Annotated in this window: 11 protein-coding genes, 3 tRNA genes and 1 pseudogene; 13 read left to right on the top strand and 2 right to left on the bottom strand. The window is 59.4% G+C overall.

What is annotated here, in order from left to right:
• Positions 1 to 151 precede the first annotated feature (151 nt).
• The 3 genes from ABD022_RS00195 to ABD022_RS00185 all read left to right on the top strand — a co-directional run bounded on the left by ABD022_RS00195 (position 152) and on the right by ABD022_RS00185 (position 2,731).
• Positions 152 to 1,027 (top strand): hypothetical protein, encoded by an 876-nt coding sequence (locus tag ABD022_RS00195; protein ID WP_343819463.1) that lies wholly within the window; start codon positions 152 to 154, stop codon positions 1,025 to 1,027.
• 21 nt (positions 1,028 to 1,048) lie between these two features.
• Positions 1,049 to 1,828, top strand: coding sequence for an abortive infection family protein (locus ABD022_RS00190; protein ID WP_343819461.1), 780 nt, complete (start codon positions 1,049 to 1,051; stop codon positions 1,826 to 1,828).
• Positions 1,829 to 2,233: 405 nt separating this feature from the next.
• Positions 2,234 to 2,731 carry a GNAT family N-acetyltransferase gene (locus tag ABD022_RS00185; protein WP_343819460.1) on the top strand — a complete coding sequence of 166 codons (498 nt, stop codon included), beginning with the start codon at positions 2,234 to 2,236 and terminating at the stop codon, positions 2,729 to 2,731.
• Between the two features lie 21 nt (positions 2,732 to 2,752).
• On the opposite strand, the gene ABD022_RS00180 is transcribed toward ABD022_RS00185, so the two are convergent.
• Complete coding sequence (locus ABD022_RS00180; RefSeq protein ID WP_325124524.1) at positions 2,753 to 3,202, bottom strand: universal stress protein; 450 nt, start codon at positions 3,200 to 3,202, stop codon at positions 2,753 to 2,755.
• A gap of 157 nt (positions 3,203 to 3,359) precedes the next feature.
• On the opposite strand from ABD022_RS00180, the gene ABD022_RS00175 reads away from it, so the two are divergent.
• Positions 3,360 to 4,427, top strand: coding sequence for a metallophosphoesterase (locus ABD022_RS00175; protein WP_325124525.1), 1,068 nt, complete (start codon positions 3,360 to 3,362; stop codon positions 4,425 to 4,427).
• 262 nt (positions 4,428 to 4,689) lie between these two features.
• Here ABD022_RS00175 and ABD022_RS00170 read toward each other — a convergent pair whose 3' ends face one another.
• Entirely contained in the window at positions 4,690 to 5,883 is a 1,194-nt protein-coding gene (locus ABD022_RS00170) for a methionine aminotransferase (protein ID WP_343819458.1), read from the bottom strand.
• A 265-nt stretch (positions 5,884 to 6,148) separates the two neighbouring features.
• Between ABD022_RS00170 and ABD022_RS00165 the strand changes: the two genes are divergently transcribed.
• The 9 genes and pseudogenes from ABD022_RS00165 to ABD022_RS00125 all read left to right on the top strand — a co-directional run.
• Complete coding sequence (locus tag ABD022_RS00165; protein WP_043679103.1) at positions 6,149 to 6,355, top strand: cold-shock protein; 207 nt, start codon at positions 6,149 to 6,151, stop codon at positions 6,353 to 6,355.
• Positions 6,356 to 7,000: 645 nt separating this feature from the next.
• The gene (mnmG, locus tag ABD022_RS00160; RefSeq protein WP_343819456.1) at positions 7,001 to 8,917 is read left to right on the top strand and encodes a tRNA uridine-5-carboxymethylaminomethyl(34) synthesis enzyme MnmG; all 1,917 of its coding nucleotides are present in this window, start codon (positions 7,001 to 7,003) and stop codon (positions 8,915 to 8,917) included.
• Positions 8,914 to 9,594 (top strand): 16S rRNA (guanine(527)-N(7))-methyltransferase RsmG, encoded by a 681-nt coding sequence (gene rsmG / locus ABD022_RS00155; RefSeq protein WP_343819455.1) that lies wholly within the window; start codon positions 8,914 to 8,916, stop codon positions 9,592 to 9,594. The genes mnmG and rsmG overlap by 4 nt, the downstream gene beginning before the upstream one ends.
• Positions 9,591 to 10,400 (top strand): ParA family protein, encoded by an 810-nt coding sequence (locus ABD022_RS00150; RefSeq protein WP_325124529.1) that lies wholly within the window; start codon positions 9,591 to 9,593, stop codon positions 10,398 to 10,400. Before rsmG ends, ABD022_RS00150 begins: the two co-directional genes overlap by 4 nt.
• A 36-nt stretch (positions 10,401 to 10,436) precedes the next feature.
• Positions 10,437 to 11,375: a ParB/RepB/Spo0J family partition protein gene (locus ABD022_RS00145; RefSeq protein ID WP_325124530.1), complete on the top strand. Its 939-nt coding sequence runs from the start codon at positions 10,437 to 10,439 to the stop codon at positions 11,373 to 11,375.
• 39 nt (positions 11,376 to 11,414) lie between these two features.
• Positions 11,415 to 11,501, top strand: a tRNA-Tyr gene (locus ABD022_RS00140).
• Positions 11,502 to 11,551: 50 nt separating this feature from the next.
• Positions 11,552 to 11,625, top strand: a tRNA-Gly gene (locus tag ABD022_RS00135).
• A gap of 35 nt (positions 11,626 to 11,660) precedes the next feature.
• A tRNA-Thr gene (locus ABD022_RS00130) sits at positions 11,661 to 11,735 on the top strand.
• Positions 11,736 to 11,771: 36 nt separating this feature from the next.
• Positions 11,772 to 11,839: pseudogene (locus ABD022_RS00125) on the top strand (GTP-binding protein); the annotation flags it as partial.

The raw sequence follows: 11,839 nt of genomic DNA, 5'->3' as shown, positions 1-11,839 counted from the left end.
CCACCATCATTGCCCAGGTGGGTCAGATTTACTCCGACGGGGTGGGTCAGTATTACACCGGCGCTAACAGCTCGCACCAGTTCGAAGAATTGGCTCTCTCATAACCATGTAGAATTCCTGTGACAATTGCAAAAAATTACATATCCCAGAAATGACTAGCCTCAAGTACGAAAAGCCGGAGCGTATCTTTCTGAAAGACCACCCCGAGTACGGAGAAAAGTGGGTCCAGGAACGGATCGCCGAAGACCCTCCCATTCTCGGTCTCGGCGACCTCGTCCTCAAAGACAAGGAACGCATCCATCCGAAGGCAGGCCGCCTGGACATCCTTTGCCAGGACGCCGAATCGAACCGGCGGTACGAAATCGAGATCCAGCTTGGCAAGTCAGACGAGTCCCACATCATCCGGACGATCGAGTACTGGGACATCGAGCGCAAGCGCTATCCGCAGTACGACCACGTCGCCGTCATAGTCGCCGAGGACATCACGAGCCGCTTCCTGAATGTTGTCAGTCTGTTCAATGGCTTCATCCCGATCGTCGCGATCCAAATGCGGGCCTTCCGTTTCGGGGGCAACATTTCCCTAGTATTCACGACCGTCCTAAACGAGATGCGTCTCGGGCTCGTCGAGGAAGACGAAGCGGTCGCTGATGTGACCGATAGGTCGTACTGGGAGAAGCGTGCCACCAAGCAGACCCTCTTGGTCACCGACAATTTATTTGGCATTGTCTCTGCCCTCGGGCCGGACCTTTCCCTCAAGTACAACAAGTTCTACATCGGCTTGGCGAAGGACGGTCAGCCTAAGAACTTCGTCACCTTCCGGCCGTTGAAGGACTGGGTGTGGTTCCAGCCCAAGCTCGATAAGGACGAAGCCACTCAGGCGAAATTGGAAGAGGCCGGACTCGACTTCGAATACGACGCGAAGCACGGACGCTACCGGATTCGAATAGTCAACAAGAATGACGTCTCGAAGCATGAGGCCCTCATCCGCAGCCTCATCCAGGAAGCGTACGGGGAGCCTGGCGAATAAGCCACCGACGGATCAGTGACAATGAATTCAAATCGGCACGCGATGGACGAGCTCCGGACTGATCTCGAGAAGGCACAGTACCTCCAGAACCTGCTCATTGCTCACGCGACAGGCGACACTGCCGATGACCGCGAATACCAGATCGTGCGCCGGGCGCTTTTAGACAACCGAGAAGCTGCTGAGCTGTTGCCCGTTTTTGTACGGACTTGCCGAGACCTCGCTCAGTTCTGGGGTTACATCAAGTATGAGAAGGGTACATACCACGAACGTCGCGAGCTCATCTGGAACTCGTTCGCCCCTTTACTTGATCGGCTAGAGGGCAAGACGTCAAAGCCTTCAGACGTGCCGATTTCTGACGGGCTCAAGAGCTTCGACACAGGCAGCGTTCAAGCGGTTTGGGCGAAGGCCCTCGAACGGCGAGAATCGGATCCGGAGGGCGCGATCACATCAGCCAGGACTCTGCTCGAGACCGTTTGCAAGCACGTCCTAGATGAAGCCGGCGTGAAATATGAGAAAGGAAGGACAGACCTTCCGGATCTCTACAAACTAGTTGCGAAGGAACTGAACCTCGCACCGGACCAGCACACCCAGGACGTCTTCAAACAGATCCTCGGCGGCGTGACTTCAGTCATTCACGGCCTAGGCGCAATGCGGAATCGCCTCGGAGACGCCCATGGGCAAGGAAAGAAGCCTGTACGACCGGCACCGCGGCATGCACAGCTCGCCGTAAACCTCGCAGGAACAGTCGCCTTGTTCATCATTGAGACCTGGCTCACGAAGTCCAATGCCGGAAACCCATAGCCGCGCATAGCCGGACCGTTCTGGACCATCAGTATGATTCTCCCGCCTCGACACGCGGCTATCAGACCGGACGTTTCTAGTTCGCAAACGCCGAACGCCTGACACGTTCAGGTACACTGAACCTCAATCACCCCGCATCACGCAAAGCCAACGGCCGTTCCTTTGAGAGCGGCATCTTGTTGCAACGCTCAATCTGCCAAGGCTTTCGCGGAAGAAAGAATTGGCCAACTATTCACGAACACTTGGCCAAGTTTTCCGCAAAGACATGGCGAAAAACCCCTTATAAATCAACGGGGGTTCTGGCCATCTTTTCCGAAAACCAACATCGCCCGTTCCTCCGTACAAGTCGCAGGTAAAAGCGCCCCGGCACCGGATAAGAATTCATCCGGCACCGGGGCGCAGTCCATGCTTCTTCGCGCACTGAGTCCCGCCGACCTGCCCGACCTGGATCGCATCCAGGCATCCTGCTACGGCACATCCATGCTCGAATCGACGTCCGTCCTGGCAGATCGCCTGCTGGCCGCGCCAGACTGGATCTGGGGCATCCAGGACGGCGCCGGGCTATGCGCCTATCTGTTCACCTATCCGACGCACCAGGGCCGCCTGTCGCCGCTGAACAGCGGTTTTCGGCCGGCCCCTGATGGCGACACACTGTACCTGCACGACCTGGCCGTCCATCCCCGGGCGCGGGGCCTTGGATTGCCGCAACGGCTGATCCGGCAGGCCTGGGGGCGCGCCCGAAAGGCCGGATTGCGGCACTCGGCATTGATCTCGGTCCAGGACTCGGAGCACTTCTGGGCCACGCACGGCTACCGCACGCGCACCGAACTGGACGACCACCAGCGCGCCTGCCTGGCCAGCTACGAGCAGCCGGCCCGGTACATGACGCGCCTGCTGGACTGAATACCGGCATTCCTGCCGGAATCAACCGCCCGAAGCATCCCCCGGACGCTGGATCAGCAGCACCGGCCTTTGCGTCAGGGCCAACACTCGCCCCGCCACCGAGCCAATGACGGCGTCCAGCAGCACACCGCGCCCATGCGCGCCCATCACGATCATGTGGGCGTCGACCTCATCGGCATACTGCGTGATTTCCTGGGGTGCGAAACCGATCCGGAATTCGGCCGTGTACGGTACGCCGGCTTCGCGCAGGATGCCGGCAGTGGGATCCAGGACCTTGGCGGATTCGTCCTTGTACCAATCCCGGATCGTCGCGGCATCCACGAAATGGCTCACCCGGGCAGGCAGACTGGCCGCCACATGAAGAACCCGCACAACCCCGCCTTCGGGCAGCAACCTGGATTGCGCAATGAAACGCGCCGCCTGCAGGCTATATGCGGAACCATCCGTCGCCAGCACAATATCCTTTGCCATGTGAATCCTCCCGTCTTTCAATGGGCAGGCGCATGCCCACCCATGGTCAATCTACCCTACACCGGGATTCCCCGGCCGGATCCATCGGACCGAATCTTGCACTGGCTCAAGCAACTTCATCCATTGTCCTGATCTTGTTCTCGAAGGACAATAGGCCATGAACCCGACCTTACTCCATACCCTGGATGCCCAGCCCCTGGCCATCATCGGCGACATCCACGGCGAGATCCAGGCCCTGGATGCCTTGCTCGACCTCTTGGACCGGAATCCGGACACAAAAAAACGCCTGCTGATATTCATCGGAGACCTGTGCGACCGCGGTCCCGACAGCGTAGGCGTCATCCGCCGGGTACGCGAGCTCATGGACCAAGGACGCGCGCTCACCATCCTGGGCAATCACGAAATCAACCTGCTGGCCAACGATGCAAAAGACGGGTCGGGGTGGTTCTTCGACAGCCGGGAAGCATCCGACACCCCCTTCTACGCACCATTTTCCCGGGCCTCGGCCCGGGAAAGGCCAGAAATCCGCGATTTCCTGTGCAACCTGCCCCTTGCAATCCGCATGCCGGGGCTGCGCATCGTCCATGCTGCCTGGGATCCGGTCTCCATCCAGGCGATCGCGGATTTCCCCTGCGGCCACATCCTGGAACTGATCCACGAACAGGAGCAGAACATCATCCGGGCCGCCCGTACGGACGACCTGCACTCCCGCTACCTGGCGGAACTCGATCGCTGGGGCAAGCAGCTCGAGGATCCCGACGATCCACCACCCTACCTGGATGCCGTGGCGGATTTCGAGTCGCTCGAACAGCGCCTCAATCCCATCAAAAGACTCACCTCGGGCATCGAGGCCCGCAGCCCGCAGCCTTTCTTCTCGGGCAACCGCTGGCGCTATTCGGATCGCACCGCCTGGTGGAACGCGGATACCGATCCGACCCCCGTGCTGATCGGGCACTACTGGCGCCTGTTCGAAACCCCGGACCGAAGCACTGCCTGGCGTTACGGCCGCCTGTTCGAAGGCGTGGCGCCCACGTCCTGGCATGGGCAGCACCATCAGGCATTCTGCATCGACTATTCCGTCGGTGCGCGCTGGCGCAGCAGGAAATCGCCCGATACGGATACGGAAGACCGCTACAGGCTGGCTGCCATGCTATGGCCGGAACGCAGCCTGCTGTTCGACGACGGTGCCCTGATTCCAACCACGGAGGGCCCCGCATCGGCCTGATTTCGGCCGGAATGGCCTGTGGACAAGTACAGAGGCGGCTGCATGTGCCCATCCTGTCGACAACTTGTTCATAAACAGGCCCATTCCAGCTGGTCCCAAAACCGTCCCCAAAGCATGCCACGGCGGCGCACAAGAACACGCACAGGAAAACATCAAATAAATATTTGATTTTATTGAATGTTTTAAGTTTTCCCAGTTATCCACAGGATCACATCATTCCTACCAGGTTTATATAAAAGAAAAGAGAAAAACATAAGAACCATCAGCCAGCCAGCCCCGCACAAAGACCCTGTAGCCGTTCCAGGGCTTGATCGAGCGTGGCGTCCCGCTTGGCAAAGCACAAGCGCAGCAGTTGGTGGTTCGATTCGGGATGCTCCGGATCGGCATAGAAAGCCGACACCGGAATGCTGGCCACGCCGATTTCCCTGGTCAGGCGCAGGGCCAGTTCCTTTTCCAATCCGGATCCCAGCGCCTTCGTATCCACGAGCAGAAAAAACGTGCCTTCGGAATGCAAAGGCCGTAATGGCGTTTTTTCCAGACCTGAGGCCAGGCGGTCACGTTTTTTCTGATAGAAGCCTGGCAATTCAGCCGGCAGATTCGATTCGCCCAGGTAACGGGCGATGCCAGCCTGCATCGGGGTACTGACGGAGAACACCGTGAATTGATGCACCTTCCGGATTTCCGCCATGATGTGCACCGGGGCGCAGCAATAACCTACTTTCCAGCCTGTTGCATGAAAAGTCTTGCCAAAGGACGAAACCAGGATGGTGCGTTCGGCCAGCAATGGTCGGGCTGCGGGGCTCAGGTGAACCTGGCCGTCGAATACGATGTGCTCGTAGGCTTCATCCGACAGCAGCAGGATCGGATGACTGGAGACAATGGCTTCCAGCGCATCCAGATCTTCGGGTTTGAGTGTCGTGCCGGTCGGGTTGTGCGGAAAATTCAGGACCAGCATCCGCGTTCTGGGTGTAATTGCAGACTTCACGCGTTCCCAATCGACGCGGAAAGCAGGCATACCGGGCTTTGGTGCCTGCATGGGAACACGCACTGCTTCGGCGCCGGCCAGGCGAATGGCGGGTGCGTACAGATCGTAGGCCGGATCGATCAGAAGAACCTGGTCGCCCGGATGCGTCAGTGCCAGGAAGCTGCTCATCAAAGCCTCGGTAGCACCGGCCGTGACTGTGATTTCGGATTCAGCGGAATAGCTTTTCCCGTGTTGACCCTGGACCTTGCTTGCAATGGCTTGCCGCAATTGCGGCAGGCCTGTCATGGGAGCGTACTGGTTGTGTCCCTGCAGCATGGCTTCATTGACTGCGTGGATCAAGGCTTCGGGCGGAGGGTAGTCCGGAAAGCCCTGCCCCAGGTTGATGGCCTGGCATTGCTGAGCCAGGGCGCTCATTTCCGTGAAGATCGTGCTGCCGACATCGGGAAGCTTGGATGGGATTGAATGCGACATGTGTGGTTGTTTCGTTGAATTTGTGTGGTGTTCAAGACGTTTTTTCGCACGCTGGTCTAAGTTGCGGATACAATCGCGCATAAGGGAAAACTATGATTTGAGTTTTCATACCGCGTAGTTATGCTCCCTTTTGCAATGCAATCTAGCAGTACGCACGTTTCGCACACGGCTTGCCCTGTTGCTACCCGCACTCCGGCACGATCTGTTTCGTTTCAGCGTTCTTGATTCATTGTTTTTCATTCATTTATTTAGGACGTTTCAGATCATGGCTCAAACGGGCAAAGTCAAATGGTTCAACGCTGAGAAGGGCTTCGGCTTCATCACGCCGGACGCAGGTGGCACCGATGTGTTCGCGCACTTCTCCGCCATCGAAGGTCGCGGCTACCGCAGCCTGAACGAAGGACAAGCCGTTCAATACGAAGTCAAGGATGGCCCCAAGGGTCCCCAGGCTGCTGAAATCCGCCCGCTGTAATCAGCCGGCGCTTTTCACGAAAGGCACTCTCCGGAGTGCCTTTTTTATTGTTCAGACTTTGGCTAGGAAACTTGTACCCTCTTGTCTTCTGTTTGTCCACAGCCTTATGCACACAGCTCATGGCTTTATGTTTTAGATGTCCGATCGCCCTTTTTTTGCTTTGACCAATCGGAACATAGGTGTTCGGATCTGGCGCTGGAAGATTTGTGTGTTTCACGTGGAACATCACGCTACTCCTCATGGTTGTTGTGTTCGTTTTTCTTGTTGCATCCATGATTGCCAGCATCATTGACTGTTTTAAGACTTCATAGAAACTTCCTTCCTGGTATCTCGTCCAAGCACGCAGTTTTCTATCTTTTGTCGAGATGAAATTTGATCTGATTTTTTCAGAAGCTGTTTTATTCGGCGGGCGTATCCAGATCGCCCAAGGCTGAACCAGTCGTGTTCAGTAGGCCATATTTCTGCTGTTTGTTGCAACCTCACACTACTGTTCACATTGCCCTGATCGCCTGCTCCTGATTTCTACTTGTGCGTCGAACTGCACTGACATGGTTTCACGTGAAACACTCAAATCCTGTTTCACGTGGAACATTCGATCTACAGGGGCCCGAAGTATAATTCCGGGAATCTTTCTATTTTCCCCCTATGAATTACGCTGAAGAATTCGATGTCCTCGTGATCGGTGGTGGTCATGCAGGGACCGAAGCTGCATTGGCCGCAGCCCGCATGGGTGCGTCCACCCTTTTGTTGACCCACAATATGGATACGTTGGGTCAGATGTCCTGCAATCCGTCGATTGGGGGTATTGGGAAAGGGCATCTGGTCAAGGAAATCGATGCATTGGGCGGAGCCATGGCCTGGGCAACGGACCAGGCCGGCATACAGTTCAGGATTTTGAATCGCTCCAAGGGACCGGCTGTGCGCGCAACGCGTGCCCAGGCAGATCGATCCTTGTATCGGCGTGCCATTCGAATGATTCTTCAAGGGCAGAAGAATCTGATGATTTTTCAGCAGGCGGTGGATGATTTGATCCTGGAAGGGGACCGAGTGGTGGGTGCCCGGACACAGATCGGTCTGGTGTTCAGGGCGCGGGCTGTCGTGTTGACGGCTGGTACCTTCCTGAATGGGTTGATGCATGTCGGCTTGTCGCACTATGCGGCCGGCCGCGCGGGTGATCCACCGGCAACCAGCCTGGGGCAGCGACTCAAGGAATTGAACCTGCCGCAAGGCCGCCTGAAGACGGGGACGCCGCCTCGCATCGACGCGAAGACCATCGATTTCTCCAAGACGGAAGTCCAGCCCGGGGATATGGATCCAGTGCCTGTGTTTTCCTTCCTGGGCCGGGCCGACATGCATCCCGATCAGGTGCCGTGCTGGATTACGCACACCAATGAGCGATCGCATGAGATTGTGCGTTCGGGCTTGGATCGTTCGCCCATGTACAGCGACCAGGGGACGATCGAAGGCATCGGCCCTCGGTATTGTCCTTCGATCGAAGACAAGATCCACCGTTTCGCCGACAAGACCAGCCACCAGGTATTTCTGGAGCCAGAAGGATCGTCATCCTGCGAGATTTATCCAAACGGGATTTCAACCAGTCTGCCGTTCGATATCCAGTACGCCTTGGTACGCAGCCTGCCGGGATTGGAAAATGCCCGCATCATGCGTCCGGGCTATGCAATCGAGTACGACTATTTCGATCCTCGGCATCTGCATGCCTGGCTCGAGACCCGGGCAATCCAGGGGCTCTTTTTCGCAGGGCAGATCAATGGCACCACGGGGTATGAAGAAGCCGCAGCCCAGGGTCTGCTGGCTGGTGCCAACGCTGCTTTGCAAGTGATGGGGCGGGAACCCTGGACGCTGGAGCGGAATCAGGCATATCTCGGTGTGCTGGTGGACGATCTTGTAACAAAAGGTGTTACAGAACCTTACAGAATGTTTACATCGCGGGCCGAATACCGCCTGAGCCTGCGCGAGGACAATGCCGACCTGCGTCTGACGGAAATGGGTCGGGATCTGGGGCTGGTGGACGACGCGCGCTGGGATGCCTTTTGCCGCAAGCGCGATGCCGTAGCCGCCGAAATCCAGCGCCTTAGCGAAACCCGCATCAATCCGGCAGTGCTGGATGCCCATGCCCGCGAACACCTGGCCATGCAACGCCTGGACCGGCATCCCAGCCTGCTGGATCTGCTGCGGCGCCCCGACGTCGAATATGCCGCTTTGATGTCCCTGAAGGACGCTCAGGGTGCGCTGCTGGCCGGTCCCGGGCTCGATGATCCGGTGCAGGCAGAGCAGGTTGACATCCAGGCCAAGTATGCCGGCTACGTCGATCGCCAACGCGAAGAGATCGAACGCCAGAAGGCACAGGCGGATCAGCTCATTCCCGACGATTTCGACTACGCCAGTGTCGCGGGCTTGTCGACCGAAGTGCGCCAGCGCCTGGAAACCTCGCGGCCGGCCACCGTGGGGCAGGCGGCGCGGATATCGGGCGTCACCCCGGCCGCGGTTTCGCTGCTGCTGGTGCATCTGAAACGGCATGCGCGCGGGCGCCAGGCGGCATGATCGATACCGCTTTCACCGGATTCCAGGAGCGCCTGGAAAAGGCCCTCGAAGCCCTTGGGATGCAGGCGGATCGCGACCGCATTCCCGTGCTGCTGGGTTACTTGCAGCAGCTGAAGCACTGGAACAAGGCCTACAACCTGACGGCCGTGCGCGATCCTTCGAAAATGCTGGTGCAGCACGTGTTCGACAGTCTGGCCATCGTGCCCGAACTGCGAGCCCGCTGGCCGCGCCATGCCTTGCGTGTCGCGGACATGGGATCGGGAGCCGGTTTACCGGGTATCATTCTGGCCATCTGCCAGCCGGATTGGTCCGTCGTCTGCGTGGATGCCGTGGGCAAGAAGACTGCGTTCATCCGTCAGGCAGCCGGCGTCCTGGGCCTGAAGAACGTGCGCGCCGAACACGGCCGCATCGAATCCATGGGTAGTCTGCAGGCGGATCTGGTGATCTCGCGCGCTTTTGCCTCTTTGTCGGATTTCGTGCGGGTTGCTGCGCACCACCGCGCTCCGGGTGGCGTGATGCTCGCCATGAAAGGCCAGGATCCGATCGCCGAACGCGCCGCCCTGCAGGCCGATACGGGCTGGTTCGTGAAACGCGCCGTCGAACTGAACGTGCCCGAAATGGATGCGCGCCGCTGTCTGCTGGAACTCGATTCAACCGGTCCCGAAGGAACCTCATGACTGACGATCGTCCGAAACCCGCCCGCGTGTTCTGCATCGCCAACCAGAAGGGCGGCGTGGGCAAGACTACCACGGCCATCAACCTGGCCGCATCGCTGGCCCAGCACGGACAGCGCGTGTTGCTGGTCGATCTGGATCCGCAGGGTAACGCCACCATGGGCAGCGGAATCGACAAGAACGCGGCCACGGTCAATCTGTACCAGGTCCTGATCGGCGAGGCCGATGTGGCCGGGGCCCGCATCCGTTCCGAGACAGGCGGCTACGATGTGCTGCCTTCGAACCGCGAACTGTCCGGTGCCGAAATCGACCTGGTGCAGATGAGCGACCGCGAAATGCAGCTGAAGCAGGCCCTGTCCAAGGTTGCCCAGGACTACGATTTCATCCTGATCGACTGCCCGCCCACGCTTTCCCTGCTCACGCTCAACGGCCTGGCAGGGGCGCATGGCGTGATCATCCCCATGCAGTGCGAATATTTTGCGCTCGAGGGCCTGTCCGACCTGGTCAACACCATCAAGCGGGTCTACCGCAACCTGAATCCCGACCTGGAATTGATCGGCCTGCTGCGCGTCATGTTCGATACGCGCATGACGCTGCAGCAGCAGGTCTCGGCGCAATTGGAATCCCATTTCGGAAACAAGGTCTTCACGACGGTCGTGCCGCGCAACGTACGCCTGGCCGAAGCGCCCAGCTACGGCCTGCCAGGCGTGATCTACGACAAGTCGTCCCGGGGCGCCAAGGCCTACCTGGCCTTTGGCGAGGAACTCATCCGCCGTGTCGGCGGGCGGATCCGCCCGCGCGCGGCTTGAGCGCCCCGGACGGCATCTTCATAGGAAACACACACAATGGCCACACGCAAGAAAGGACTCGGACGCGGGCTGGATGCCCTGCTGGGCGCCGATAACGGCGCGCTGGATGCGGTCGGCCGCCAGAAGGACGATTCTCCCAGTCAGTTGCCGGTCGACGTCCTGCGCGCGGGCCGCTACCAGCCGCGCACCCGCATGGACGAGGGCGCGCTCAACGACCTGGCCGAATCCATCCGTACCCAGGGCATCATGCAGCCCATCCTGGTGCGGCCCCTGGAAGACGAGCCCGGCCAGTACGAGATCATCGCCGGCGAACGCCGCTTCCGTGCCGCGAAGATCGCCGGCCTGGACGCGGTGCCTGTCCTGGTGCGGCGGGTGGCGGACGAAAACGCCGCCGCCATGGCGCTGATCGAGAACATCCAGCGGGAAGACCTGAATCCGCTCGAAGAGGCGCACGGCGTGCGTCGGCTGCTGGACGAATTCGGTCTCACCCATGAGCAGGCCGCCACCGCCATCGGCCGCTCGCGTTCGGCCACCACCAACCTGCTGCGCCTGCTGAACCTGGCCGAGCCGGTGCAGACCATGCTGCTGGCCGGCGATATCGACATGGGCCACGCCCGCGCCCTGCTGGCCACCGATGCCGCGCAGCAGATCATCCTGGCCAACGAAGTCGTTGCCCGCAGGCTGTCCGTGCGCGAAACCGAAAAGCGCGTGGCGCGCGCCCTGCGTGAAGCCGACGAGCCCATGGCCACGTCGGCCGGTCGTGCGGCCCGAGGCGCCTCCGCGGCGCGTTCCGGCGACCTGGACCGCCTGGAAAAAGCCTTGTCCGATCACCTGGCGACCCAGGTGAAGATCCGCACGGGCGCACGCAAGGGCGGGCAGCTGGTGATCGAATTTTCCGACTGGGAACACCTGGACGCGCTGCTGGAGCGCCAGGGCCTGGGGGGTGTTCTGGCGGATCGCGACGCGGTCGCTTGACATCGCGCGCAGATATCTTCATAATTCGAGATTCGCTTCGGTGGGGTGCCCGAGTGGTTAAAGGGGGCAGACTGTAAATCTGTTGGCCTTGCGCCTACGTTGGTTCGAATCCAACCCCCACCACCATGCGAAACGACGCCCGCGCTGCAGCAGGGTTGTCGCAGGGATACCGAATCGCGGGTGTAGCTCAATGGTAGAGCAGAAGCCTTCCAAGCTTACGACGAGGGTTCGATTCCCTTCACCCGCTCCAGCGGGTCCGGTTCGACGGGTGTCGAAATGAATACCGCCCATGTGGCTCAGTGGTAGAGCACTCCCTTGGTAAGGGAGAGGTCATGCGTTCGATCCGCATCATGGGCACCACAACATCTTGGATCATTCCATAGTCAGGAGTCAGCCATGGCAAAAGGCAAGTTTGAACGGACCAAACCGCACGTGAACGTGGGTACGATCGGCCACGTTGACCA

The sequence above is a fragment of the Castellaniella daejeonensis genome (genome assembly GCF_039523555.1).
In the GTDB taxonomy this organism is placed as follows: Bacteria; Pseudomonadota; Gammaproteobacteria; order Burkholderiales; family Burkholderiaceae_B; genus Castellaniella; species Castellaniella daejeonensis.
The sequence above is the reverse complement of the archived record's forward strand: the minus strand, read 5'-3'. Positions and strand labels throughout refer to the sequence as shown.